At 36.9% G+C, this 26,857-nt stretch carries 28 protein-coding genes; 13 read left to right on the top strand and 15 right to left on the bottom strand.

What is annotated here, in order from left to right; all coding sequences use genetic code 11:
• Positions 1-10 precede the first annotated feature (10 nt).
• Positions 11-2,032 (top strand): M3 family metallopeptidase, encoded by a 2,022-nt coding sequence (locus KYH19_RS10680; RefSeq protein WP_219078687.1) that lies wholly within the window; start codon positions 11-13, stop codon positions 2,030-2,032.
• Between the two features lie 64 nt (positions 2,033-2,096).
• On the opposite strand, the gene KYH19_RS10675 is transcribed toward KYH19_RS10680, so the two are convergent.
• Positions 2,097-2,594: a YdeI/OmpD-associated family protein gene (locus tag KYH19_RS10675; protein WP_219078686.1), complete on the bottom strand. Its 498-nt coding sequence runs from the start codon at positions 2,592-2,594 to the stop codon at positions 2,097-2,099.
• 154 nt (positions 2,595-2,748) lie between these two features.
• Between KYH19_RS10675 and KYH19_RS10670 the strand changes: the two genes are divergently transcribed.
• On the top strand, positions 2,749-3,303 hold the full coding sequence (locus KYH19_RS10670) for a pyridoxamine 5'-phosphate oxidase family protein (protein ID WP_121284719.1): 555 nt from the start codon (positions 2,749-2,751) through the stop codon (positions 3,301-3,303).
• 89 nt (positions 3,304-3,392) lie between these two features.
• Here KYH19_RS10670 and KYH19_RS10665 read toward each other — a convergent pair whose 3' ends face one another.
• From KYH19_RS10665 to KYH19_RS10655, 3 genes are all read right to left on the bottom strand, one after another.
• Positions 3,393-3,599 (bottom strand): hypothetical protein, encoded by a 207-nt coding sequence (locus KYH19_RS10665; protein ID WP_255562614.1) that lies wholly within the window; start codon positions 3,597-3,599, stop codon positions 3,393-3,395.
• Between the two features lie 138 nt (positions 3,600-3,737).
• Complete coding sequence (gene lysS / locus KYH19_RS10660) at positions 3,738-5,447, bottom strand: lysine--tRNA ligase (protein ID WP_255562613.1); 1,710 nt, start codon at positions 5,445-5,447, stop codon at positions 3,738-3,740.
• Between the two features lie 280 nt (positions 5,448-5,727).
• The gene (locus KYH19_RS10655) at positions 5,728-6,054 is read right to left on the bottom strand and encodes an MGMT family protein (RefSeq protein ID WP_219078684.1); all 327 of its coding nucleotides are present in this window, start codon (positions 6,052-6,054) and stop codon (positions 5,728-5,730) included.
• 148 nt (positions 6,055-6,202) lie between these two features.
• Here KYH19_RS10655 and KYH19_RS10650 point away from each other — a divergent pair, with 148 nt between their 5' ends.
• Positions 6,203-6,892, top strand: a complete 690-nt coding sequence (locus KYH19_RS10650) for a DUF2461 domain-containing protein (RefSeq protein ID WP_219078683.1) — start codon at positions 6,203-6,205, stop codon at positions 6,890-6,892.
• Positions 6,893-6,955: 63 nt separating this feature from the next.
• Here KYH19_RS10650 and KYH19_RS10645 read toward each other — a convergent pair whose 3' ends face one another.
• Entirely contained in the window at positions 6,956-8,872 is a 1,917-nt protein-coding gene (locus KYH19_RS10645; protein WP_219078682.1) for a long-chain fatty acid--CoA ligase, read from the bottom strand.
• Between the two features lie 295 nt (positions 8,873-9,167).
• Between KYH19_RS10645 and KYH19_RS10640 the strand changes: the two genes are divergently transcribed.
• Positions 9,168-9,881: a hypothetical protein gene (locus KYH19_RS10640; protein WP_219078681.1), complete on the top strand. Its 714-nt coding sequence runs from the start codon at positions 9,168-9,170 to the stop codon at positions 9,879-9,881.
• A gap of 53 nt (positions 9,882-9,934) precedes the next feature.
• Here the strand turns inward: KYH19_RS10640 and KYH19_RS10635 are convergent, their stop codons facing one another.
• The 3 genes from KYH19_RS10635 to KYH19_RS10625 form a co-directional block, all read right to left on the bottom strand.
• A complete protein-coding gene (locus KYH19_RS10635) occupies positions 9,935-10,261 on the bottom strand; it encodes an iron-sulfur cluster assembly accessory protein (protein WP_121284726.1) in 327 nt (108 codons plus the stop codon).
• Positions 10,262-10,325: 64 nt separating this feature from the next.
• Positions 10,326-10,739, bottom strand: coding sequence for a Fe-S cluster assembly scaffold IscU (gene iscU / locus KYH19_RS10630; RefSeq protein ID WP_025142622.1), 414 nt, complete (start codon positions 10,737-10,739; stop codon positions 10,326-10,328).
• A 116-nt stretch (positions 10,740-10,855) separates the two neighbouring features.
• Complete coding sequence (locus KYH19_RS10625; protein ID WP_121284727.1) at positions 10,856-12,067, bottom strand: IscS subfamily cysteine desulfurase; 1,212 nt, start codon at positions 12,065-12,067, stop codon at positions 10,856-10,858.
• Positions 12,068-12,184: 117 nt separating this feature from the next.
• On the opposite strand from KYH19_RS10625, the gene mce reads away from it, so the two are divergent.
• Together mce and KYH19_RS10615 are read left to right on the top strand one after the other, a co-directional pair.
• A complete protein-coding gene (gene mce, locus KYH19_RS10620) occupies positions 12,185-12,592 on the top strand; it encodes a methylmalonyl-CoA epimerase (RefSeq protein WP_219078680.1) in 408 nt (135 codons plus the stop codon).
• A gap of 345 nt (positions 12,593-12,937) precedes the next feature.
• A complete protein-coding gene (locus tag KYH19_RS10615) occupies positions 12,938-13,222 on the top strand; it encodes a hypothetical protein (protein ID WP_219078679.1) in 285 nt (94 codons plus the stop codon).
• On the opposite strand, the gene KYH19_RS10610 is transcribed toward KYH19_RS10615, so the two are convergent.
• Both KYH19_RS10610 and KYH19_RS10605 read right to left on the bottom strand, forming a co-directional pair.
• Positions 13,219-13,917 carry a hypothetical protein gene (locus tag KYH19_RS10610; protein ID WP_219078678.1) on the bottom strand — a complete coding sequence of 233 codons (699 nt, stop codon included), beginning with the start codon at positions 13,915-13,917 and terminating at the stop codon, positions 13,219-13,221. The two genes, KYH19_RS10615 and KYH19_RS10610, sit on opposite strands and share 4 nt — an antisense overlap.
• Positions 13,918-13,925: 8 nt before the next feature.
• Positions 13,926-14,093: a hypothetical protein gene (locus KYH19_RS10605; RefSeq protein ID WP_165902591.1), complete on the bottom strand. Its 168-nt coding sequence runs from the start codon at positions 14,091-14,093 to the stop codon at positions 13,926-13,928.
• A 349-nt stretch (positions 14,094-14,442) separates the two neighbouring features.
• On the opposite strand from KYH19_RS10605, the gene KYH19_RS10600 reads away from it, so the two are divergent.
• The 7 genes from KYH19_RS10600 to KYH19_RS10570 all read left to right on the top strand — a co-directional run bounded on the left by KYH19_RS10600 (position 14,443) and on the right by KYH19_RS10570 (position 20,476).
• Complete coding sequence (locus KYH19_RS10600; RefSeq protein ID WP_025142617.1) at positions 14,443-14,691, top strand: type B 50S ribosomal protein L31; 249 nt, start codon at positions 14,443-14,445, stop codon at positions 14,689-14,691.
• A 72-nt stretch (positions 14,692-14,763) separates the two neighbouring features.
• The gene (locus KYH19_RS10595; RefSeq protein WP_219078677.1) at positions 14,764-15,930 is read left to right on the top strand and encodes a putative sugar nucleotidyl transferase; all 1,167 of its coding nucleotides are present in this window, start codon (positions 14,764-14,766) and stop codon (positions 15,928-15,930) included.
• A 48-nt stretch (positions 15,931-15,978) separates the two neighbouring features.
• Entirely contained in the window at positions 15,979-16,740 is a 762-nt protein-coding gene (gene tpiA, locus KYH19_RS10590) for a triose-phosphate isomerase (protein ID WP_132396929.1), read from the top strand.
• Positions 16,741-17,580, top strand: coding sequence for a 50S ribosomal protein L11 methyltransferase (prmA, locus tag KYH19_RS10585; protein WP_219078676.1), 840 nt, complete (start codon positions 16,741-16,743; stop codon positions 17,578-17,580). It abuts the gene before it with no gap.
• 97 nt (positions 17,581-17,677) lie between these two features.
• Complete coding sequence (murC, locus tag KYH19_RS10580) at positions 17,678-19,030, top strand: UDP-N-acetylmuramate--L-alanine ligase (RefSeq protein WP_219078675.1); 1,353 nt, start codon at positions 17,678-17,680, stop codon at positions 19,028-19,030.
• Between the two features lie 116 nt (positions 19,031-19,146).
• Positions 19,147-19,467 (top strand): helix-turn-helix domain-containing protein, encoded by a 321-nt coding sequence (locus tag KYH19_RS10575; protein WP_219078674.1) that lies wholly within the window; start codon positions 19,147-19,149, stop codon positions 19,465-19,467.
• Between the two features lie 79 nt (positions 19,468-19,546).
• Entirely contained in the window at positions 19,547-20,476 is a 930-nt protein-coding gene (locus KYH19_RS10570; RefSeq protein WP_219078673.1) for an EamA family transporter, read from the top strand.
• A gap of 233 nt (positions 20,477-20,709) precedes the next feature.
• Here the strand turns inward: KYH19_RS10570 and KYH19_RS10565 are convergent, their stop codons facing one another.
• The 5 genes from KYH19_RS10565 to KYH19_RS10545 form a co-directional block, all read right to left on the bottom strand.
• Positions 20,710-21,828 (bottom strand): GNAT family N-acetyltransferase, encoded by a 1,119-nt coding sequence (locus KYH19_RS10565; RefSeq protein ID WP_219078672.1) that lies wholly within the window; start codon positions 21,826-21,828, stop codon positions 20,710-20,712.
• Positions 21,829-21,901: 73 nt separating this feature from the next.
• A complete protein-coding gene (locus KYH19_RS10560; protein WP_121284739.1) occupies positions 21,902-22,093 on the bottom strand; it encodes a hypothetical protein in 192 nt (63 codons plus the stop codon).
• 88 nt (positions 22,094-22,181) lie between these two features.
• Positions 22,182-22,748, bottom strand: a complete 567-nt coding sequence (scpB, locus tag KYH19_RS10555; RefSeq protein WP_219078671.1) for an SMC-Scp complex subunit ScpB — start codon at positions 22,746-22,748, stop codon at positions 22,182-22,184.
• 252 nt (positions 22,749-23,000) lie between these two features.
• On the bottom strand, positions 23,001-25,982 hold the full coding sequence (locus tag KYH19_RS10550; RefSeq protein WP_219078670.1) for a two-component regulator propeller domain-containing protein: 2,982 nt from the start codon (positions 25,980-25,982) through the stop codon (positions 23,001-23,003).
• Between the two features lie 13 nt (positions 25,983-25,995).
• Positions 25,996-26,781: a LytTR family DNA-binding domain-containing protein gene (locus tag KYH19_RS10545; protein WP_219078669.1), complete on the bottom strand. Its 786-nt coding sequence runs from the start codon at positions 26,779-26,781 to the stop codon at positions 25,996-25,998.
• Positions 26,782-26,857: the final 76 nt, after the last annotated feature.

The raw sequence follows: 26,857 nt of genomic DNA, 5'->3' as shown, positions 1-26,857 counted from the left end.
TTAAATATTCATGAAAAAAGTGTATTATTTACCCATGCTGGCTTTTTTAGCCATTCTGGGTGCCTGCAATAACAAAAAAAATGCTGAAGAAAGTAGCGAAACCTTTTCAGCGGCCAATCCTTTTTTTAAGGCAAGCGCACTTGCTTTCCAGGCTCCTGCCTTCGACAAAATAAAAAACGGCGATTTTAAACCGGCATTGGAAGAAGGGATGAAGCAGCAAATGGATGAAATCCGGAAAATTGCAGATCAGAGCGATGCGCCTGGCTTCGAAAATACCATCTTGGCGATCGAAAAAAGCGGACAATTGCTGAGCCGCACAAGTATGGTTTTTAACCTGCTTACAGGCGCCAATACCAATCCTGAATTGCAAAAGGTTAAAGAAGAGGAAGCGCCTAAACTAACTGCAAATACCGATGCCATTTATTTGAATACGAAACTATTTAATCGGGTAGAAACCCTTTTTAAAAACAAAGATCAGCTGAAGTTAGATGCCGAATCGTTGCGTTTACTGGAGTATTATTACCAAAAATTTGAATTGGCAGGAGCAAAGCTATCTGATGCCGACAAAGAAAAGCTTAAAGCGCTGAATAAAGAAGAAGCTACTTTGGCCGCGAAGTTTACCGCACAGTTACAGGCAGCAGGTAAAGGTTTAAAAAATACTACGCAACAGCCCGAATTGCAATCAATGACCGATCGTGCCAAGAGAGAAGAACTTTTTAAGAAATCATGGAACAGGGCAGAAAAAGGCGATACAAACGATACCCGTAAAATAATTTCACGAATTGCACAAATCCGTTCTGCTCAGGCGGCATTGCTTGGCTTTAAAAATTATGCAGCCTGGAAATTGCAAAATCAGATGGCTAAAACACCTGAAGCAGTAGAAGATTTTTTTAGCAAAGTTATTCCTGCAGCTACCGCGAAGGCAAAAAGTGAAGCGGCAGATATACAGGCCGTAATCGATCAGCAAAAAGGTGGCTTTAAACTAGAGCCATGGGATTGGGATTTTTATGCCGAACAAGTTCGTAAAGCAAAATTCGATCTGGATGAAAATGAGGTTAAACCTTATTTCGAGTTAAACAAGGTGCTTATAAATGGTGTGTTTTATGCTGCAACACAACTTTACGGCATTACTTTTAAAGAACGTAAAGATTTACCCGTTTACCAGGAAGATGTTCGTGTTTTTGATGTGATGGACAAAGATGGAAAACTGTTAGGCCTGTTTTATTGCGATTACTATAAGCGTGATAACAAGGATGGTGGTGCCTGGATGGATAATCTTGTTCCACAATCTAAGCTATTCGGTACAATACCGGTAATTTATAATGTCTGCAATTTTGCAAAACCCGAAGCCGGAAAACCAGCATTAATTAGCTTTGATGATGTTACCACCATGTTTCATGAATTTGGACACGGTTTACATGGTCTGTTTGCCAACCAGCAATATCCAAGTCTTTCAGGTGCGAACGTAGCCCGCGATTATGTAGAATTTCCTTCCCAGTTTAATGAACATTGGGCTTCTGATCCTAAAATACTGAAGAATTATGCCCTTCATTATCAAACCGGAGCACAGATGCCGCAGGCTTTGCTGGATAAGATTAAAAAAGCGAGTTCGTTTAACCAGGGTTATATTTTTACAGAAGCTTTGGCAGCAGCCGATCTGGATATGCAATGGCATACAATTTCTCCTGGTTCACCATTGCAGGATGTTGACAAATTTGAAGCCGAGGCTTTAAAGAAAACCAATTTAAATTTATCGTATGTACCACCACGTTACCGCTCCAGCTATTTTCTGCATATCTGGAGTAATGGCTATGCCGCAGGTTATTATGCTTACAGCTGGACTTCTATGCTTGAAAATGATGCCTTTTCGTGGTTTCAGGAGAATGGAGGATTAACCAGGGCAAATGGTCAGCGTTTTAGGGATATGATTCTGTCCAAAGGAAATACGGAAGATCTTGGCAAAATGTTTTTTAATTTCAGGGGACATAATCCTGATATTAAACCAATGCTTAAAAAGCGAGGATTGTTATAAAATAACATTATAGTACAAAGGACGACAGTTACTAATTGGCCTTTGTACTATAATGAATAATGCTTTAAATCCCATCTCTGCCAATAAACCTTTCTTTACCCAAAAGAAACTGAATAGCTTTTTTTACATTACGGTCAACTGATTCTTTAGTTTTAAGATTGGCAATATAACGTATAATTTCCTTCTGTAAATAAGGAGCAAGGCCATCAAATATATCTTTGGCTTGTTTATTTTCTGCTAAGGCCTGTACAAGTTTAGGGTTGATACTAATTGTCTGTTCTTCCGTATCAAATTCGATTTCGAAAGTTGCGGTGTCGCCAATATCTTTTCCGGCTGCTTTTCGCATGGGTGTATTTAAGTACAAACGCCAATCTCCGGCATATTTAACCAGGGTTTGTTTAAACTCATGACCATCAATTTTCATTTTAATGGGTAATTGACCTTTATTTTTTCCAGATTGATGAAAAATAGAATTTAATGCTTCTTCTGGTACAAATACAAAAGGGTTGATGCCTATAATTTTAATCTCAGCCTTAAAAGCTTCCGGTTTTTTGATATTCATTGATTAAAGATATTGCCTTTGATCAAAACGCCATAATTTTTATCCAGTAAATCAAACGCTATAATTTATCTATATGCGCTCCGCTTAACGCTCTCCGCAAAAACTCAAAACCAAACCCCAATTTCTATTGTAGTTAATATAAAATCTTAATCCTATGGCAACATCACAAGAAGGAAGTACGAACAATACTCAGGAAGAAAATAACATTAAAGATCTGGGTGGCAAAGCAGCCATTGAAAAACTGAGGGAGTTGGCAGAAAAAGCTGAAAGTTGTTTTTTCTGCACCAATATTAAAACAGGTATACCATTATCTGTAAGGCCAATGGCTATTCAGCAGGTGGATGATGAAGGTAATATCTGGTTCATGAGCATGAAAGACAGTCATAAAAATGATGAAATCTCTGCCGATCCATTTACACATTTGCTGTTTCAGGCAGGTGCCCATTCAGGTTTTGTAAATATTTATGGTATTTCTGAAATCAGCAGGGATCAGGCGAAAATCGATGAACTTTGGAGTCCGTTTATTAAGACCTGGTTTCAGGGTGGGAAAGACGACCCGAATATTACTTTAATTAAAGTAATCCCATCAGAAGGATATTACTGGGATACCAAACATGGTACTGCTGTTGCATTTTTGAAAATGGCAGCCTCAGTTATCACAGGAAAAACAATGGATGACTCGGTTGAAGGAACTTTGGAGGTTGATTAATAAAATAGCGCGTCACCCTGAATTTATTGCAGGATCTTATAGATGCTGAAATAAATCCGATAACTATCGGATCAGCATGACGATTTCTATTACTTATCTCCTAAATAATCAAATCCTTCAAATTCTTCTCTTTGAGCTCTTTTGCTTAAGATATCTTCTTCTTCAGCTTGTACTCTTGAGAAAAATAAGGCTTCAGCCTGGATTCTTTTTATTAATTGACGTACCAGTGTTAAATCAAAAGCATCTTTGCTTAATTTAATGCAGTATTCTCTTTCGTTGATTTCTAAACTTGACATATTCATATCGCAGTGATTTTAATTATCGATTGCTGTAAATATAGAGAAGGCTTGCTAAATAATTGTTAGCAAGCCTTTTAAGTTTATGTTATGTTTATGTTAAAATCTAATCCAGAATGTCCTTTTTCAGGGGGGTGATTATTTGTGCGACAGGAATAAGCCATCATCTGTTTTGGCAACTTTCAAGATTCCTTTTGCTGTTAAAGCCTTTAAAGTGGTATCCCATTTCTTGTTACTCCAATCGGCTAGCTTCCCTTTTACTTCAGTTAACAGGTACTGTTCGCCTTCCGAAACCAATGAATATAATTCTGTTTCTTCGGCTGTCATTTCTATTTTCTTTTTCTCCGGGCGCATCTGCGGGAAGAATAAAACTTCCTGGATGGTACTTTGATTAGTCATTAACATCACGATACGATCGATACCAAAACCTAAACCTGAGGTAGGAGGCATACCATATTCTAAAGCACGAACAAAGTCATCATCCATTGCCATTGCTTCGGCATCACCACGATCAGCAAGTTTCAACTGATCTTCAAAACGTTCTTTTTGATCAATTGGATCATTCAGTTCTGAATACGCATTTCCGATTTCTTTACCATTCACAAATATTTCGAAACGCTCTACCAATCCTTCTGCACTACGGTGTTTTTTAGCCAACGGTGTCATTTCGATCGGGTAATCTGTAATGAATGTAGGCTGGATTAAATTGGCTTCTACCTTATCACTGAAAATTTCATCTACTAATTTACCGCGGCCCATTGTAGAATCGGTTTCGATGCCTAATGATGCACAGGTTTGCAAAAGTTCCTCTTCAGTCATTTTCGAAACATCAATTCCTGTATATTTTTGGATCGATTCGTACATGGTCAGTTTTTCGTATGGTCCTTCGAAATTGATATCGTTTTCACCAACTTTAACTACTGCCGAACCATTGGTTGCAATGGCTACTTTTTCCAAACATTCTTCAACCATAGCCATCATCCAGATATAATCTTTATAGGCTACATAAATTTCCATCGAAGTATACTCTGGATTATGTGTGCGGTCCATTCCTTCGTTGCGGAACATTTTACCGAATTCATATACACCATCAAAACCTGCAACAATTAATCTTTTCAGATACAACTCATTTGCAATACGCAAATAAAGTGGCATATCTAAAGTATTGTGGTGTGTGGCAAACGGACGTGCAGCAGCGCCGCCGTGAATAGGCTGTAGTATAGGAGTTTCCACTTCCATCCAACCCTGGTTATCAAAATAATTGCGCATGGTGTTAATCACCTTGCTGCGTTTAATGAAGATCTGTTTAAAATCAGGGTTTACCGTTAAATCTACATAACGCATGCGGTAACGCAGTTCCGGATTAGTAAATCCATCATATACGTTTCCTTCATCATCACGTTTAACAATTGGTAGCGGACGTAGTGACTTAGAAAGTACCTTAAACTCAGTAACGTGTACAGAAATTTCGCCTGTTTGTGTAGTAAATACGTATCCTTTAACCCCAATGAAATCGCCGATATCTAAAAGTTTTTTAAATACGGTGTTGTATAGCGTTTTATCATCGCCCGGACAAAGTTCATCACGCTTTAAGTAGATCTGGATTCTACCGGTAGAATCCTGTAACTCTGTAAAAGAGGCAGCACCCATAATATTGCGGCTCATAATTCTACCTGCTAATACTACCGTCTTGTACGCTGTCTTATCTGCTTCATAATTAGCTAATATATCTGCAGCATATGCATTTACTTCATATGCTTCGGCAGGATAAGGCTCAATGCCCAGTGCACGTAATTGTTTTAGCGACTCACGTCGTAATACTTCTTGTTCTGATAATCCTATACTCATTTCAGGTATTTTTTGCAAAATAATAATTTTGCATTTTTTTGTTATTGTTAAATTTTGGTGCTTTAATGAAAAGGGAATAATTAGCTGATTAAATTTTGAATTTATATTGAAAAAAATCAATTTTCAGTACCAATTAGCTATCCATTTAAAACAGATGGTTGCAAAGATAAGAAAGCTATTGTAATTACTAAATGCTTTATTAGATATAAAACCTTATTTGAGAATGTTAAAATCCAATAAGATAAAGAATGAAAGGTAAGAAGCTTTGTACTATGATGTTTTATTCCAGATCAATTAAAGGATCCCAGAATACCTTTTTAAGATTTTGAACTTTCAGGTTTTTAATTTCTACGCCTTCGTATTCGAGGAGCTCCTGTCTTTTTGCTGTGGATGATGGATCGCCACTAAGCAAACCGTTGCTGCTAATTACCCTATAATAAGGCACAGGGAGCTGTGCTTGCCCGCAAGCACCAATGGCTCTGGCAACCATTCTTGATAGATTAGGTGTGCCAATGGCTTTTGCAATTGCACCGTAAGAAGTTACCCTGCCTTTGGGTATTTCTCTGGTTAAATCCCAAACCTGCTCAAAAAATAAATCTTGTTTCATCGTTTATGGCAAATGATAGGTAAAACTAATAAATAAATCTCTTTATAAATTTAATAGGGTTTCATCAGGTAAATTTTTTGAACGATATGAATTTAGTCTTTTACAGATGGTATCTTTGTTTGGAATGATTTAGCCTATTTTAAAAACGATGCCCGATATAAAACAAATACCACCTTCCAGTTTCGAATTTTTAAGGTTATTAAAAAATAACAATGAACGTGAGTGGTTTAATGACCATAAAGCAGACTACCAGAAAGAACTAGCATACGTAGAATCTTTTGCGCAGGATTTATTAGATCTTATGAATACCCACGATGTAATTGAAACACCATCGGGAAAGAAAAGTTTATACCGGATATATCGGGATACCCGTTTCTCAAATGATAAAACGCCTTATAAAATACATTGGAGTGGAAGTTTTAAACGGGCAGGTAAACAAAGAAGAGGTGGCTACTATTTTCATATCGAACCAGGTAATAGTTTTGTGGCTGGTGGCTTTTTCGGGCCTTCAGCACAAGATTTGAAATTGATAAGGGAAAATATAACTTTTGATGCCGGGCCCCTGAGGGAAATATTAAGTGACAAAACTTTTATTGCTTCATTTGAAACTTTAAAAGGTGAACAATTAAAGACTGCTCCAAAAGGTTTTGATGGAGATCATCAGGATATCGATTTGCTGCGTTATAAACAATTTTTATTAATTCATCGATTTGCTGATCAGGAAGTGTTAAGTAAAGATTACTTAGCATATTGTAATCAGGAATTTAAAAATATGCGTCCTTTCTTTGATTATATGAGCGAAATATTAACAACCGATGCAAACGGGATGGATCTGTAACTGATATAAAACTTTACAAAATGAAGGGCTATGATTACAATTTGTGATAATGGCCCTTTTTAATTATGATTCGGCTTCTATACCTTCCTCATACATTTCGTTAATCGCTTCTGCATATTTCTTTTCTACAATGCGACGCTTCACTTTCATGGTTGGGGTAATTTCTCCTTCATCTATATTGAAAGGATTTCGCTTGATCTTGAAGTTTTTTATGCGTTCAAATTTGGCCAGCTCGCTAGAGATTTTTTTGATATCCTGTTCCATCCAATCTATAATTTCCTGATCGCGGATAAATGGATCAGTCTCCTCAAAAAATGATGGTTTAAGCTTAAAAGTTTCTTCTAAGGTTTCCCTGTTCGGAATAATGATTGCTGTAATAAATTCACGTTTATCTCCGATTAAGAAAAGCTGATCAATTTTAGGGCTTTTTAGGTAAATATTTTCTACCGGAGTTGGGTAAACATTCTTGCCATAAGCATTTACGATCATGTTTTTTAAACGGTCGGTAATCTGCAGGTTGCCTTTATAAAAACGACCAATATCACCCGTGTGGAACCACATTTCTTTATCTATAGCTTCAGCAGTTTCTGCAGGTTTATTAAAATAACCTTTCATTACGCAGTGACCGCGAACAATTACTTCGCCTTCGGCACATTCAAAATCTTCCTCAAAAGTGTTGTGTGTTTGGATGCTCAACATTGCTTTGCTTTCTACATCTTGTATGCCTACTTCAATGCCCGGAATCACACGCCCAACGGTACCATAAACCTGCCTGTGGTATTCGGTAACCGACATTACGGGCGAAGTTTCAGTTAAACCAAAACCCTCTAATATTTTAATGCCCAGATCGCCAAAAAACTCACCGACATTTTTAGGTAGGGCGGCTCCGCCTGAAATCATGAATTTTAATCTTCCACCTGTTTTTTCCTTGATTTTACTGAAGACCAATTTTTCGGCGATTCCTTTTTTTGCCGATAAAATTAATCCAGGGTTTTTGCCCGCTTCTTTTGCAACACGGTATTTATTGCCGGTTTCTAAGGCCCAGATAAATATTTTTGCTTTTGTTCCTCCACCTGCAGTTCCTCCTTTTATCGCTTTATCATGTATCCGCTCCAATAAACGCGGAACGCAACTCATCACGGTAGGGCGAACTTCTCCCATATTCTTGGCCAACAACTCTAAGCTTTGTGCGAAAGCAATTTTACAGCCTTGTGCGCAGCAAACATGGTAAGTTGCTGTACGTTCGAATACATGTGATAGTGGTAGAAAGGAAAGGAAAGTTTCTGTTTGATCAATCACCGGGATTTGTTGTAAACAAACCTCCACATTCTTAACAAAGTTGTAATGGGTAAGCATTACGCCTTTCGGAGTTCCTGTTGTTCCAGAAGTATAAATTAAAGAGGAAACATCTTCAGGTAAAACCAGACTTCTACATTGTTCTATTTCTGCTTTTTCGGCAGCCGTAACCTGGTGTTTTAGTGCAAGAATATCTGAAAAAGCAATTACTTCTACATTAACATCTGCAGGGATAGTAACCTTTTCGAAATCTTTAAAAGCTGGTATAATATATTTTAATTCTTTACAATTAGCCGCAACTTTTAAAACCTTACGGTAAAGAAAATTATTCCCAACAAGAATAGCTTTTATGCCAGAGTCGTTAAGAATATAGGCTACTTCCTGCTCAGAAAGTGTAGGATAAATAGATACGTTAATTACACCAATTTGCTGGATGCCCTGATCATAATATACATATTCAGGAGAATTCTCAATCATTAAGCCTAAACGGTCGCCTTTTTTTATCCCCTTTTCCAGGAAGAATGCAGAAACAGCATCAGCTCTTTTTAAGGTATCTTCATAAGAAATTTCAGCCCACTCTGCGCCTTGTTTGTGGATTAAGAAGGTTTCGTGAGGTTTATGGATGTTTTTTACAACATTCCGCAACAAAGTAGGAACTGTTGAAAATTCGGTTATTAATGGCATGCTCGTAATCTGAATGTTCGTTATTTTAACAATTATAATACTTTTAGCTTTAATAATAGCAACAGTATGATAAACCTATTCTAAAATTAAATAAAAAATATAAAATTTAAGCGACCACAAAAAGACCGTAAAAAAAGAGGACAGCAGTTTTGTTTAAAAATTAATGGAAATACCTGGTTTTAGGTAGATCTATATAGTGGTTTATCGTTATTTTAATCTGTTTGAGGCAAATTATTTGATATTGGCACTACAGTTGCAATTGGGCATTTTAAAACTTAGAATTAAAATTTGCATGATGAAAACAACAAAAACCAATTTAACTATGGTAGCCAAAGGATGTGCATTTGCTTTAATAGTAGGTGTAGTGCTACAATTTGCGGCTTGCTCTAAAAGCAAAGATATTAATCCGAGCGATGAAGAAATCCTGACTAAGAAAATTGAAGATATTATTCCGCAACAGTATGTGGATAGCTTAACCAAACTGGGTTTTACTATAAATAAGGGCACTACGCCTCCAAATGTCGATGGCTCTTACTTATTCAAGCCTTTCACTATAAAAAGCAGTAATATACCCAACGATCCCTATACTCCTGGTTATTTACTTATGGATGGCGTAGTTAAATTTTATGAGCAAAGTACCAGCGATTTCAGTATTAAAATGCTGGGCAAAAATTTTATTGGTGCAGCAGATACCAGTGTCGTAACCGCCATTAGTGGAAGTGGAAATAAATTTACAGTTTACGGAAAGGTAAAAGCGTACAGAAACGGTGGTTATAATTTTTATGCTTTTTTAATGTCTGGAGAAAAAGATGGAAGTAACATTAAAAACGGAATTGGTGGCATCATAAACATCGACGATTCTCACAGCGGACCTTATACCATTAGAGAGGGACAAGGCAGGGTTGCCTTTGATGGCGATTATACTTCTGAACCTACAGATTTTAATAGCAAAACCACCGCAATTACAGAAAGAAATACCATTAGCAGTAAACCATCCCAACTCAAATAACAAAAAAAGCGGCTCGGAAAATCTCCCAAGCCGCTTTCTTTTTGCTATTAAATTTATACAGAAAAACTTTCGCCACAGCCACAGCTACGGCTGGCATTTGGGTTTATAAAGTTGAAACCTTTTCCGTTTAAACCATCAGTAAAGTCTAATTCTGTTCCAGCCAAATAAAGAAAGGATTTCATGTCCAAAGCAATTTTGATTCCTTTATCTTCAAAAAACTGATCGCCTTTTTGTTCTTCGTTATCAAAATCCAGATTGTATGATAAGCCTGAACAGCCACCACCTTTTACTGAAACGCGTAAAAAGTAATCAGAACCCATTTCCGAGTCCTGCATTAAATGGTCTATTTTATCTTTTGCTTTATCTGTTATCGTTATCATAGTATCGAGTATTTAGTATCAAGTATCAAGACTGTAATACTTCAATCTTGATACTTGATACTTGTTAATGGTGCGATTTTTCTAACACAATGGCTTCCAGGCCATTTTTAACTCGGTAATCGTTAATAGCCGATTTAATTGCATCTTCTGCTAAAACCGAGCAGTGAATTTTTACCGGAGGTAAAGCCAATTCTTCAACAATATCCATGTTATCGATAGATAAAGCCTCATCAATTGTTTTTCCTTTTAACCATTCTGTCGCTAAAGAAGAAGAAGCAATTGCCGAACCACAGCCAAATGTTTTAAATTTAGCATCAGTGATTACGTTATCTTCTCCAACTTCAATTTGTAAACGCATTACGTCACCGCACTCAGGTGCACCAACTAATCCTGTGCCTACAAATTTGCTGTCTTTATTTAAAGTACCTACGTTACGTGGGTTATTGTAATGGTCAATTACTTTTTCTGAATATGCCATGATTTTATTTTTTAATCTCCTTGTGGAGCAATTTTAATTAATTTTTAGTTTGGCGTTTTGCGTAAGGCGTTTGGCTATTAACCTTCTACCTTAAGCCTTCCAGCCCTCTACCTTTCTTAGTGTTCCGCCCACTCAATTTTACTCAAGTCGATTCCTTCTTTAAACATTTCCCAAAGTGGAGAAAGTTCTCTTAAGTGATTAACCGCTTTTTGAGTCACTTCAATCGCCTGATCGATCTCTGCTTCAGTTGTAAACCTTCCTAAACCGTAACGGATAGAAGAGTGAGCCAAATCATCAGATAAACCTAAGCTTTTCAATACATAAGAAGGCTCTAAAGATGCTGAAGTACAAGCCGATCCTGAAGATACCGCTAAATCGCTCATCGCCATCATTAAACCTTCACCCTCCACATATTTGAACGAGATATTGGCTACATGTGGTAAACGGTGTTGTGTATTACCATTAACATAACTCTCTTCCATTTTGTTTAAAGTAGTCTCTAACTTATCACGTAAAGCTGATAAACGGATTGATTCGCTTTCCATTTCTAAACGGCAAAGTTCGCAGGCTTTTCCTAAACCAACAATACCAGGAACGTTTAAGGTACCAGAACGCATTCCACGCTCGTGGCCACCACCATCCATTTGTGCAGTAACTTTAACTCTTGGGTTTTTACGACGAACGTAAAGTACACCAACACCTTTCGGACCGTACATTTTGTGTGCAGAGAAAGCCATTAAATCAATACCATCAGTATTTACATCAACTGGAATTTTACCAACTGCCTGCGTAGCATCAGTCATAAATAAAGCACCGTGTTTATGCGCAATAGCTGCAATTTCTTTAACCGGTTGGATTACGCCGATTTCGTTGTTGCCATACATAATCGAAACTAAAATGGTTTCAGGAGTCATGGCAGCTTCCAATTCAGCTAAATCAATTAAACCGTCTTCTTTAACACCTAAATAGGTAACGCGTGCGCCATTTTTTTCTAAGTGTTTGCAGGTATCTAAAACTGCTTTATGTTCAGTAACCGCAGTAATAATGTGGTTACCTTTTTCTTTGTACATTTCAAATACACCCTTAATGGCCAGGTTATCGGCCTCAGTTGCACCTGATGTAAAAATAATTTCTTTTTCAGTACAGCCGATTAGTTTGGCTACCTGCTCACGGGCGTAATCTACACCTTCTTCAGCCACCCAGCCAAAAGCGTGATTACGACTTGCGGCATTTCCAAATTTCTCAGTAAAGTAAGGTAGCATTGCTTCCAGCACACGTGGATCTAACGGTGTTGTAGCATTATTATCTAAATATATCGGCTGTTTCATCTCTATTCTGTTAATTATATCACAAAGATACGAAAAAACTTATTTAACAATTATAAATAATAGCTATGAGCTTATAGATAAAAGCCGCATTTTTACATTCACATAACCTTATAATCTATGAATAAGATAGAACACATCGGCATCGCGGTAAAAGACCTTAACAGTTCTATAGCGGTTTATCAGAAACTGCTCAATACCGATTGTTATAAAACTGAGCAGGTTGCGTCAGAATCAGTAAATACTGCTTTTTTTAAAACAGGTGAAAACAAGATAGAATTACTTCAGGCTACGGCTCCGGATAGTGCAATTGCTAAGTTTATCGAGAAAAAAGGAGAGGGGATTCACCATATCGCTTTTCTGGTTGATGATATCCTTGCCGAAATGGAACGTTTGCATCAGGAAGGTTTTGTATTGCTCAGCGAGTCGCCCAAAAAAGGAGCTGATAATAAAATGGTGTGTTTTGTGCATCCTAAAGATACCAATGGGGTGTTGATCGAAATTTGCCAGGAAATTAAATGGATTTAGGCATGGAAGATGGGGGAGGTAAAATGGGTGATGGGTAATTTTTGAGAACAGTCATCCTTGCGCATGCGGGGATCTTAAAGCAGTTGGCGAGCCTATTTTTTTAGAAAACGAATGGTTCCGTATTTCATAGCATCTGCTGTCCTGCTAACCGCTATAGTCCCGTGAAACCTGTGAAACAAGCAAGCACAGCATAAATAAAAGACAAAAAATAGTGCTTAAATCGGGAGCTGCCGCTATTATCAGGTTTTATTAACTTTGGCCTGTGGTTCTTCGCTTAGTGCAAATTGCCTAAGTCTAATGTTAATAATTGATCTTAAAATCCTATAATCCTAAAAATCCTGTTCCATGTCATTAATTAGCATCATCAGCAAAGATTTCGATATACCAGATCATCTTTCCGAAAATCAATTGCGTAGCGCAATGGTTGATGCTTTTGCTTATTTAATCGATAACGACTTTCCAAAACTGATTCAGATTTTATATAAAGCAGACGTAGATCAGTATAAATTAAAAGAATTACTGGAGACGGTGGAAGGTTCAAGTTCAGCCGAGGTAATTACTGATGCCTATATCGCCCGTCAGAAGGCCAAAATAGAAACCTGGAAAAAATATAGTCCTAAAAAGGATTAAGGTGTTTCTTCTTGTGTCGGATTAAAGCGGTTATACATATCCATATCAAAAAAAGAAATGGAATTGATCTTGTCGGCTTTTAGTACGAGGTCAGTTTTTAACTCATCCGTATTTGCTACAGAGCCATCTTCAATATAACTGGCATAAACCGTTAAATACTGGGTGGTAAAAACAAGTTCCTTATCATCAGCCTTGCGGTAACCGCTAAAAGCAGGGGTAATTCGGATGTAACTTGTGGTAAATGGTTTTGGCAGTTCTTTCACCCAGCCAATATAAAATTTACCGCTATCCATGGTAAACTGTAAAAGGTGGGCATCAAAAAAAGACGAACTCAATAACAATTCAAATTCATTTCCAGAAGTAGCGATGGCCCTTTTAATGGCTTTCAGGCGGTTGATAAAAAGATTTGCGATTTCTGTGGCGGCTACCGCGACCAATAACGATAAGCTGGTAGTGCCGAAATAGGGTGCATGGATGGGGAGTAATTTGCTAAGGTGTTCAACCGTTTCGGGCCAGATGGCAATAAAAATCGCCCTTAATACAAAACATGCGCCGAGTAATAAGATACCCGCAAAAGCAGAGTTTAATAATATACGTTGGCTTTCCAACCGGTACTGCACATACCGCAGGTACCTGAATCTGATTAATATATAATAGCCGCCTACAAGAGGGAATAAAAGTAGGTTAAAAGGCATCTTTAAGGCTATTTCTTGTTTTTATCCTTTTCTATCTTTTTAAAAATACTCGATTGCATTAATGCACCCACCATTTCGATCACCCTTGGCTGTGCAAAAAAATCAGGACTTTTAATATAGAGCTTTCCGCTGCTATCAGCATGGATGATGCCATCTAATTCGCCATGTTTTCTCATAAATCAAATTTACATATATTTTTTAAATATCTGAAAAACAATATTCTGCTTAGAAAGTTTATTTTTGCCTAACCGGGCTATCGGTATGTTTTAGCTTCTTCGTAGATAGAAAAAAACATATAATTTAAAATTCTTTATTTAGGCTTGTAAATCAAAAATAAAATTAGGATATTTGCATCCTCTAAAATAGAGGTAGAAAGACTATAGGAAATGTCATAAGCGTTGTTGCCAGCAAATTGCAAGAATGTTCTTGATGCTTTCACATAAATAACTAAAATAATATTCAAATGAAACCATCGAAGCATTAGCGAGATAGCTTCATCAAAATTAAAAGAAAATAAAAAACACGATGAAAAAAGATTTGCACCCAACAAGCTACAGACCAGTTGTTTTTAAAGACATGTCTAACGAATATGCTTTCTTAACAAAATCTTGCGTAGATACTAAAGAAACAATTAAATGGGAAGATGGTAACGAGTATCCTCTTTATAAATTAGAGATTTCTCATACTTCACACCCTTTCTATACTGGTAAAATGAAATTGGTTGATACAGCAGGACGTATCGATAAATTCAAAAACCGTTACGCTAAGAAATAATTTTAGCAACAAAAAGCATTTTTTGAAGTCCCTTTGCCAAAAGCATCGGGACTTTTTTTATTTTTGCTGCTTATGACAATCAATCTATTTGATGATGCTTCCTGGATGTCCTTGCGTCCACTTACGTTTACCAGGCCTGTAGCCGATTTACGCATTGGTATTTTAACTATTGCCGAAAAATGGGCCAAATATTTAAATGCCGATTTTGGCTTTTATACCCAGGATTACCTTTCTATAAAATTTGCGCCAAAGCCTAATGCTGATTTATTTATAAATGGTTCCATTTGTCCTGATGAAGCTTTACTTAATGCTATTTCAGCTCTTAAAGCAGGTGAAGCACTTTATAAAAGAGATATTGTTGTAGCTTATATTGCCGGTCAACGCGATCTTGAAGCCGTTAAGTCGCTAAAGCAGATTGAATATGCCGGAGATTTTATACGGATTGTTTATCCAGAGCATATTTTTGGGAATAACCCAGCGGAGATCAGAAAAGATTTTAAATTGTTAACCGATGGGCGTACCTCGGCAAACATCAGTAGTACCAATCAATTACTTGGTGATGATATTTTTCTCGAAGAAGGCGCAAAAGCCGAATGCAGCGTTTTTAATACTACATATGGCCCAATTTATATTGGTAAAAATGCTGAAGTTTGGGAAGGTAGCTTGATTAGAGGCTCTTTTGCACTTTGTGATAATTCATCCGTGAAAATGGGTGCAAAAATATATTCGGGTACAACAATTGGCCCAAATAGCCGTGCAGGAGGCGAAATTAACAATTCGGTAATTTGGGGTAATTCGGCCAAAGGCCATGAAGGATATCTGGGCAATTCGGTAATGGGTGAGTGGTGTAATATCGGTGCCGATACCAATAACTCTAATTTAAAAAATAACTATGCAGAAGTAAAACTTTATGATTACGAAGGTCGGAAAATGCGTAATACCAGCTTGCAGTTTTGCGGTTTAATCATGGCCGATCATGCTAAATCCGGCATTAATACCATGTTCAATACTGGTAGTGTGATAGGTGTTGGTACTAATGTTTTTGGTGCGGGTTTCCCTCCAAATCATGTTCCAGATTTTAGTTGGGGAGGTGCCAGTGGATTTGAAGCCTATAGATTGGATAAAATGTTCGGCACCACCGAAAAGGTATTTGCAAGAAAGAACATCGCTTTTGATGAAACTGAAAAGAACATTCTTGAGAAAGTATTTGAATTAACCGAATCGTATAGACGATTTTAATATAAAACCTGATCTGAAAAAGATCAACCAACCATTAAATAATACAAAATGAGAAAAAAGATTGTTGCCGGTAACTGGAAAATGAACTTAGATTATAACGAAGGTGTTTCGTTGTTCAGCGAAATTGTAAATATGGTTAAAGATGAACGCAAAGGCGATCAGCTGGCTATTATTTGCTCACCGTTTATTCATTTAAACAGCTTGGCAAAATTGGGTGGTAATGATGTTAAAATTGGCGCTCAAAATATTAGCGATAAAGAAAGTGGCGCATATACAGGCGAAACTTCTGCTAAAATGGTGAAATCTGTTGGTGCAGAATATGTGATTTTAGGTCACTCAGAACGCAGACAATATTTCGCTGAAAGCGATGCATTATTAGCTGAAAAAACTAAAGTTGCCCTGGCAAATGGTTTAACACCAATTTTCTGTATCGGCGAAACGCTAGACGAGCGTAATAACGGCAGTTATTATGAAGTGTTAAAGAAACAGTTGGTAGAAGGCATTTTTAGTTTAACTGAAGAAGATTTCAAAAAACTGGTTATTGCTTACGAGCCGGTTTGGGCTATTGGTACAGGTTTAACCGCTTCTCCAGAACAGGCGCAGGATATCCATGCGTTTATCCGTAGCGAAATTCAAGCGAACTATGGTTTTAATGTGGCTGACGATACAACCATCTTGTACGGAGGTAGCTGTAACCCAGGCAATGCGGCAAGCTTATTTTCTCAGAACGATATCGATGGTGGCCTGATTGGTGGCGCATCATTAAAATCACGCGATTTTACAGACATTATTAAAGCATTAAACAGCTAAATGCAATATATCAAAGCAATATTTACATTCAAGAGTATCGAAGATTATCAACAGGATCTGCTTATCAGCGATCTTGCCGATTTGGGCTTCGATACTTTCGAAGATAGTGAGGATGGTTTTACGGCTTTCGTAATCAAGGATAATTTTAACGAGCTGGAATTAAAAGAACTCCTGGCCAATTATAGCGAAGAATTTGCAACAGATTATACCTTAGAAGATGTTGCCGATGAAAACTGGAATGCCGAATGGGAGAAAAACTTCAGTCCGCTGATTATTGACGATGTATGTTATGTAAGGGCAACCTTTCATGAGCCTCAGCCATCATATCCTTACGAGATTGTGATCGATCCAAAAATGGCTTTTGGCACAGGTCACCACCAAACTACAACGATGGTGATGCAATACATTCTAGCTGCCGACCTAAAGGATAAAAATATCCTGGATATGGGTTGTGGAACAGGAATCCTGGCTATTCTGGCAGCAAAACTAGGTGCTAAAAGTTTAATGGCTATTGATTATGACGATATCTGCTACGAAAGCACGATAGAAAATGCTGCGCTTAACCAGGTAGGTCATTTAAAGGCACTTTGCGGAAGTAAAGAAGTGATTCCTAAAGATGAATACGATGTCATTTTTGCCAATATTAATCGGAATATCCTGCTTGATCAGATTCATCGTTATGCAGAAGTATTGAAAGCCGGAGGCAAAATTTTCTTCAGTGGGTTTTATTTAGATCCTGATTTGGGAATGATTACTGCTGAATGTGCTAAATACGGGATTAAATACGTTGATCATAAACAGAATGGTGATTGGGTAGCGGCACAGTTTGAGAAAAAATAATGATTGAATTTTGAATGAGTGAATGATCGAATGCTTAAGTTTTCGATGAATTATCATTCAGTCATTCAATCCTGCTATCATTCAATAATTAATTTATATGCACATACATTTTATAGCGATCGGTGGGAGTGCGATGCACAATCTGGCCATTGCCTTACATAAAAAAGGATATCAGATTTCGGGATCGGATGATGTGATTTTTGAGCCTGCAAAATCGCGTTTGGATAAATATGGTTTATTGCCGGCTGAAATGGGCTGGAATGAAAATCGTATTTCAAGCGGTTTGGATGCGGTAATTTTAGGCATGCATGCACGGATCGATAATCCTGAATTATTGAAAGCGCAGGAACTGGGTGTTAAAATTTATTCTTACCCTGAGTACATTTACGAGCAGAGTAAAAATAAGCTTCGTGTAGTCATTGGTGGCAGTCATGGTAAAACAACCATTACCAGTATGATTCTGCACGTGCTAAATTATTACAAACGTGATTTCGATTATTTGGTTGGTGCACAACTGACTGGTTTCGAAACCATGGTAAAAGTTACCGAAGAAGCTCCGGTAATGATTATTGAAGGGGATGAGTATTTATCATCACCGATTGATAGAAGACCTAAATTTCATCTTTACAAGGCAAATGTTGCGGTAATCAGCGGTATTGCATGGGATCACATCAATGTGTTTCCAACTTATGCCGATTATACTTTGCAGTTTGATAAATTTATTGATACCATCGAAGCTAACGGAACTTTAATTTATTGTAAAGCGGATGCAGATTTAAATGAAATTGTAACGCAATCAAAAGCTAATGTTACTAAAATCGGTTATGCTATTCCTAAGCATGAAATCAAAAATGGAATTACTTATTTGCTTCCGGAAGAAACCGCTTTAAAGATTTTTGGCGATCACAATCTGATGAACCTGAATGCAGCTAAATTAGTTTGCAAACAATTGGAAATCAGTGAAGCTGAGTTTGATGCTGCTATTTCTTCGTTTACTGGCGCTGCTAAGCGCTTAGAAGTGATTTTAGCAGATGAATCGACCAGTGTTTACAAAGATTTTGCGCATTCGCCCTCAAAATTAAAAGCCACTATTGATGCTGTTAAAGCGCAATTTATCAACCGTAAATTAGTAGCTTGTATTGAATTGCATACTTTTAGCAGTTTGAATAAAGACTTTTTGAAAGAATACACCGGGGCAATGGATAAAGCCGACGAAGCAATAGTATTTATTGATATTAAATCTTTCGAACAAAAACGCATGGAATCTTTTTCTGAAGATGATGTGCAGCAGGCTTTTGCTAATCCAAAACTGAAGTTTTTTAATGATGCAGCTAAGTTAAAAGCTTATTTATTGAGTTTGAATTACAAAGATACCAACCTATTGATGATGAGCTCTGGTAATTATGCAGGTTTCGATCTGCCCGAACTGGCGGCTTCTTTAGAGAAGTGAGATTTGAGACATGAGATTTGAGAGGTAAGATTTTAAAGCTTAAATCCTCTCAAATTTAATATCTAGTATCTCAAATCCCTTTTTTGTCTAGTATCTCAAATCTCACATCTAATCAAATGAAAAGTATTGGAGAACGAATCAAGCAAAGTAGACTGGCTTTAGGGTTAAGTCAGGCTGATGCTGCTAAAAAATTAAATATCTCGACTCCGGCTTTCTGCAAAATAGAAACGGGCCAAACAGATCTCAATATTTCCCGTTTACTCCAGATTTCTAAAACCTTTAAAGTTCCCGTTGTACAATTGATCGATGGCCAATTGGCAGGGGCAGACCCTTCTACAGAATTGGCTGCGCTTAAAAAAGAACTGATCGAAAAGGAAGAAGAAATTAATAAACTTCGTAAAAAGGTTATCGATCTCTATGATAAGCTTGGAATATAAAATATTTTTTTAAATAAACCACGATTGTGTTGGAAACCGTAAAAGAGAAAAAAAATGGTAATTCCTGAACAATAAGAGTATGACAAATATAAATAAAACGGCATCTCCGGTAATGGTTTACCTGGCTTTTGCTATCGTATACATTGTTTGGGGTTCAACATACTTTTTTATTCAAAGGGCATTGGCTGGTTTTCCGCCATTTATTTTAGGGGCATTCCGTTTTTCTGTTGCGGGAGTGTTGATGTTAACCTGGTGTAAGATTAAGGGAGAAGATATTTTTAACCTAAAAACCATTAAGATTGCTACAGTGAGCGGTATTTTAATGTTGGGCTTGGGTAACGGAATCGTAATTTGGGTAGAACAGTTTATTCCCAGTGGTTTAGTGGCTATTATGGTGGCCTCAGCAGCAATATGGTTTGTTATTTTAGATAAATCGCATTGGAAAGAAAATCTGAGCAATAAGTATATTGTTTTGGGTTTAGTAATTGGCTTTTTAGGCGTTTTGCTCTTATTTGGCGATCAGATTGTACAAGCGCTTGATAAACCACAAAGTAATCTGCAGATTATAGGTATGGTATTACTTGTTTTTGGACCAATAGCATGGGCTGGTGGATCACTTTATTCGAAATACCATCCTACTACAGGCAGTTCGGTTTCTGTTAACACAGGTTGGCAAATGTTAATGGCCAGTTTAGCTTTTATTCCAGGTGGCATTTTGAAGTCAGAATTCAAATTGTTAGACTGGGAAAATATATCATTAGATGCCTGGCTATCTATTATTTACCTGATTCTATTCGGATCCATTGCAGCATTCAGTGCTTATGTATGGTTGCTTAAAGTACGTCCGGCTACACAGGTGAGTACCTATGCTTATGTAAATCCTGTAGTGGCGGTATTGTTAAGTTTAACATTTACCAATGAGGTAATTGGCCTTACGCAGGTGATCGGACTGGTAATTATTTTAGGAAGTGTACTGTTGATTAATCTTCCGAAGTATAAAAACGCGTAGGTTATTCCTTGAAAGATAGTCCTCGTTTGTAACGAGGGTTAGCGAAATCCGCATTTGTAATGCGAAATGAATAGCCCTAGTGCGATACAATCGCCATTCTCATTCATCCTCGTTGCAAACGAGGACGATGAAGTTTAACGTTAGATTTCTCTGTGTTTTCGTGAATCCGGGACCAAAATAAAAAAAAAGGTTCGTGGAGACACGAATCTTGGCGGGTGATGAACCTATTAAGGTTAAAATATCTTTCGCATGGTTAAGTGCTTTTTACCAAAAGTAGCACCTGTGGCTTTATGGATAGCAATCATCTGTTCATTAAAATCGCCAACCCAGCTTAACTCGAGTTCTTTGTACTGGTTTTTAGGCAGTACATATTCACCTAAACGGATAAAAAGAACTGATTCCAGGCCATGTTTTTGGAATTTAGGTTTAGTGCCCATCACGATTGCCCTCATGCGGGTAACGCCCACCCAGCGGCGGTAAGCAAACTTTAATTTTTCAATTAAACCCAATTTACCATCAAAACCTTTGATCATTTGATTTGCATCAGGAATCAACACTACAAAAGATGCTGGTTCGCCATTAAAATATGCAAACTGGATGAGGTGCTCATCCATAATGGGTTCCATGCTTTTAAAGCTCTCTTCCAGGGTTTCTCTTTTAATAGGAACAAAATTTTCAAAATCCTGCCAGCCATCATTGTAAATTTCCATTAAATCATTAATGTACTTGCTGGAATTGGCTTTGCTGAAATATTCGAAAGTATAACCCGGTTTATTTCTTACCCAGTTCGCAATTTTTGTAAAACGTTCCGGAAAAGGAATAGTAAGGTTAATGTGATTGGTTAATTGCTCATATTCGGTAACAAAACCATAGTTATCGAAAAACTTCTGATAGTAGGGAAAGTTGTAGTTCATGCCGAAAGAAGGAGGGGTGAAGCCTTCAACCAATAAGCCCCAGAAGGTATCGTTTTCGCCAAAATTAATCGGACCGTCCATCGCTTTCATACCATTTTCGGCTAACCAGTTTTTTGCTGTATCGAATAAAAGAAAGGCAGCTTTTTCATCATCAATACATTCAAAAAAGCCCATGCCACCTGTAGGTTGATCATAGTGGTAGGCTTTTTTCTCATTGATAAAAGCTGAAACACGACCGATTAGTTTTCCTGTATCGTCTTTTAAAACCCAGCGTGTACATTTTCCATGTGCAAAAAAAGTGTTTTTTTCTGGATTAAAAACATTTTCAACTTCACTATCCAATGGACAGATCCAGTTTTTATCGTTTTTATATAGGATTTTTGGTGTGTTTAGAAAGTCTTTTTTTAATGATGTATTGCTTACCGATATAACTTGCATGGGCAGATTTTAAAATTAAAAAGCATCCTACCAAGCGGGCGGATGCTTTTTCAAATATATGTTTTTTTAAATATTAATAATCGTCGTCGTCATCGTCGAAATTATCGAAATTATCAAGATCATCTAACGGGATATCAAAATCATCATCTTCATCATCTTGAGGCTTCTTTTTTGTTGTTTGAATATCGTCATCTTCAAGATCATCATCTTCGTCTACCTGTTTTTTAGTAGTCGGCTTAGTTGGGAGTTTGTTTGGCGCTTTCATAACACAAAAATAAAAATTGCTTTTATAGTTTAAAAATACAAAAAAAAATTTTTTAATAACAAGCTGTGAATAAATAAAATAATTTTATTTATTCCACATTTTCTCCCACTGTATTTTCCTCCTTAACAATGTCTTTTAACTGTGGAAGTTGGTTTAGGTTATTTAAGCCAAAATAATCCATAAATGATGTACTGGTGCTGTAAAGGATCGGCCTGCCGGGACTCTCTGCTTTTCCATCAATACTGATCAACTCTTTTTCCAGCAGCCGTTGCACTGAATAATCCGAGTTTACACCCCTAATCTGTTCAATTTCTAATTTGGTAATGGGCTGGCGGTAAGCTATAATGGCTAACGTTTCCATAGCCGCCTGACTTAGTTTTTTTTTTGAGCGATGTAACTGAAGTTGGTTAACGGTTTCATGATAATCTTTTTTGGTGAGAAACTGGTAACCATTGTTTAAGAAGACCAGTTCGATGGCAAAATCATCATGGCTATATTTTTCCTTAATCTGTTCTACGCTTTCGAATACTTGTGCTTCTGTAAATTCTTCATTGAAAACAGCGTTTAGGGCAAGTATAATTTCTTGTGTATCTATGCTTTGGCTGGAAGAAAATACAAGGGCTTCAATGTGCCTGGTAATGTTGTGATTGGGCATAGAACAAAAATAGAATTTTTGGGCATAAAAAAAGCGGTCTCGCTTTTAAAAACAAGACCGCTTTCAACACACAAATGAAACCTGAATTAAGATATAGTTTTAGGTTAGGTTATTAAATATCTATATCAATTCTATAAGAACGTCTTTGATAAACACTATCGTTTATTTCTAACACAAGTTTAAGGCTAAAGAGGGTTCGATCAAGATTCTATTTAGTGAGTGGTATTAATAATTGAGTAAACGGTAAATTTTCTATTTTAACGGTATAGAAATGGATACCGTTGTACCATTTGTGGTATTCTGCCTCACGTTTAAGTGTATAGGTTTTGCTCCAATCTGACCTAAAAGGTGCAATCTTTCTTTAGTTAACTGCATACCTTTGCTGATATGGGTGTCTTTTTTGTCCTTTAAAGAGTTATCAATTCCAATCCCATCATCAATAATTTCGATGTTGAGGTAGAATTCATCCTGAAGTTTAATGTTGATCAGAATTTCGCCGCCCGTTTCTTTTGGCATAATGCCATGCCATATTGCATTTTCTATATAAGGTTGCAACAGCATAGATGGGATAAAGGTTTCTTCTTTGTCGATATCTTCATCAATATTAAAAATATAGGTTAATTTATCACCAAACCGGTTTTTCTCCAGTTTGAGATAGAGGTTTAGGTATTCAAGTTCCTCTTCAAGTGATATATAACTCTTTGTACAGATTTCCAGGTTTTTTCTAATCAGTCTGGCAAATCCCGTTAAGACTTTATTCGCAGACGCTGTATTCTGCGTATTAATGTAATGCTGAATGGAGTTCATTACATTAAATACAAAGTGTGGATTCATCATCGCCTGCAAAGCCTGTTGTTCTAGCATGAGTACTTTGTTTTTTAATAACAATTGCGCTTGCTCTTTATCTTTCTGCTTGCGGGTAATGTAAACTGCTACCTTGTAAAAGATATAAGCCACAAGTAATATTAAAATAGATAAAAACCACAGGCTTTGCCAAAAATGCTTTTTAATTGTAAATGCAATTTTTGCCGGGGCGCCCCAATTACCGTTTTGACTTTTTGCACTTACTTCGAATACATAATCGCCTGGTTGCAGTGAAGAAAAATCCAATCGCCTGGTACGGGTTTCCAACCAGGCCGAATTTTCATTTAAACGGTAACGATAGGTAATATCGCTGGTGGTAAAATCAACTGCGCTAAAGGTAAACAGAATGGTATTGTTACCAGTTTCGAAAGTAAAATTGTCCTGATCAACCGGCAAACGCTCGTTATCTTTAATAATAGAAGTAACGTACACCTTGGGAAGATTCTTAACGATGTTTTTATTATTATATTTAAATAAGATCAGGCCTTTGTTTGTTGCAAAATAGGCGGTGCTGTCATCAATGAACAAGCTATTGATATCGTCACTCAAAAGATCCTTACCGTAATCAAAATTGGCTACGCTGGGTTGATCGGGATAATCTGCAATTTTGTTAACCCCTTTATTTGTTAACACCCATATTTCGCTGTTTTTTACGAATATTTTAGTGCAGACATTATTGGTCAATCCGTCTTTTTGAGTGATCTGCCTTGTAATCTGGTTATTTTTGTAAAAGATTAAACCATAGCCATCCGTTGCCAAAATTAGTGTTCCATCTGCCAGCTGTTGTATATCGTTTATTCTTTTGGTCAGCAATGGATGATTTTCGTAGTGTTTAATCAGTTTACCTTTAGAAAATTGAGATAACCCGTTAATATTAGAAAACCACAAACTGCCTTCCCGATCGTAAAAAACATGGTAGGAACGATCTTTAAAGAAATCTTCTTTTTCCCGGTATTTTGCGGCATTAAATTCGAATTTTGTTCTTCTGTCCGATAAGAAAACAACACCTGATGATAGGGCCAGGGCAAGATGATTGTTATTTTTACCTACGCTAAAGTGTTTAATTACGAACATCGAGTTATTCGATTCTTTTAAATAACTTACTTCATTACTGCTTTTATAGATATTTTTGAAAACACCCATTCCATAATCGGATGCAAAATATATGGATTGGTCTTTTGGGTCGAAAGTAATCTGTTTAATGGTTTTGTATTTCTTAAAATCGTCTAAACCGATCTCATCTACCTGATAATTGTTGATGGTTAATACGTCAATTACAGCGTCATCAGTACCTAGCCAAAGGCGATTTTTTCCATCTTTAGTAATGCTTTTGATTACGTTGCTACTCAGACCTGATTCTGCATCAATAATCGATAACCGGTTATTCGTATTCGGAAGCATGTAAATTCCCTGATTGGTGGCAAACCACATGTTCTGATTATTATCCTTAATTACTTGGTTAACCGAAATATCCTGAAGGTATTGGACTGTTTTTCCGCTTTTATCAAGCGCGAAGGCTCCGTTAGCATTCGACAACCAGACTTCTTTGTTTGTAACATCATAATAAAAATATCCCGACATGTTCTTGATCAGGTTCTGAGGGATAGAAATGAGGTCGTTAATGTTTCCGTGTGTATATTGTTTTAATCCTCCGCCATCCAGGTAAAATAAAGATCTGTGGCTGCTATTTGCAGCAGTCATGTAGGAGAGGGGCTGCACTTTTGACCTGATCATGGAAAAAGTTTTTCCATTAAATTCCTGCACACTTAGGTCGCTGTATGCAAATATGTTACCTTGCTCATCCTCATGAATAAAGGCATTGATAAACTTATCATTTTGATTGGGAGAGATGTATTTTTTGATGGTTTTTCCATCCCAGCAAACAATCAGGTTGGCATTTGTTCCAAGCCAGATCCGCCCGGATTTATCTACTAAAAAGGAAACGATTACCGTATTAAAGTTCAGCTTTTTGAGCAGTTCGTCATTATCCTGGTTGTAAAACTTTCCTTCCTTTAAGTAGCTGAGCTGACCGTTTAAGGCAAAAAACCACAAGCGGCCTTCTTTGTCTTCTTTCATCTGCAAGATCTGCGTATCAGGGAGTCCGTCTTCGATCGTGAAATTCTGAAAATTTGTGCCATCAAAACGACTCAATCCATTATCTGTTGCAATCCAGATAAAACCTTTTTTATCCTGTAAAATGTAATAACAGTTGTTGCTGGCTAAACCATTTTTGGAGGTGTAATGTGGGAGATAGGTGGTTTGTGCAAGTAGCGTTTTCGGGATGCTAAATAAAATAATCCCAAATAAAAAAGCAATAAAAGAGCGGCTGAAGTTTAATTTCAGGATTGCTTTTTCAGCAAATAAAGCCATTTTTTTGCCTGGTTTAATGATCACTGTTTGCTTTTGTAAATAATTTTATTTTTTCAAAAAAATCGCTTGCTCTTCTTCTGGAAATATTAATACTTTCTCCATTTTTCAAAAAAACCTGAAGTCCGTTTTTAGAATTATACTCTTTTAAATGGTTAAGGTTGATGATGCTCGACTTATGGATCCGTACAAACTGGTCGCCGGGTAAAAGCTCCTCAAATTCCCGTAAAACTTTCGAAACCGTTATTTTATCATGATTACTTAAGTGTACAATAGAATAATTGCTATCTGCTTCAATGTAGATAATATCGTCAATATCAATCATTTTAAAACCCTGTCCATAAGGAAGTGTAAGTTTCCTGATTTCTGATCGTGAGCTTAAACTGGAAGCCAGATTATTGATTCTTTCGTCGTTTTCGTTCTGGCTTTTAAAAAGCTTGATATGTTGAAAAACCTTGTCTACAGCTATTTTAAGTTCATCAATATCAATTGGCTTTAACAAATAATCGAGTGCATTTGCTTTGATCGCCTTTAGTGCATATTGATCGTAAGCAGTGGTAAATATAACGGCTGCATTGTGTTTTTGTGCATCCGGGATAAGTTCAAAGCCATTTCCCCCAGGCATGGCAATATCCAGGAAAATCAGATCAATGGGATGATGTGCTAAAATATCTTTTGCCTCCGCTACAGATCTTGCAATACCGGTAATTTCTACCTGCGGGCAGTTCTGTTGCAGTAAAAAAAATAGCGATGAGCGTGCAAATTCCTCATCGTCAACAATAATGGCTTTTAATAGGGTCATAGCTATAGGTTGGTGAATGTATTAAAATGGTCTTACAAAAAAAAATACAAATCAAAAAAACCAGTGTTCTGATTGT

It is taken from the genome of Pedobacter sp. D749, assembly GCF_019317285.1.
Taxonomy (GTDB): domain Bacteria; phylum Bacteroidota; class Bacteroidia; order Sphingobacteriales; family Sphingobacteriaceae; genus Pedobacter.
This window is presented reverse-complemented; position numbering and strand designations above follow the sequence as displayed.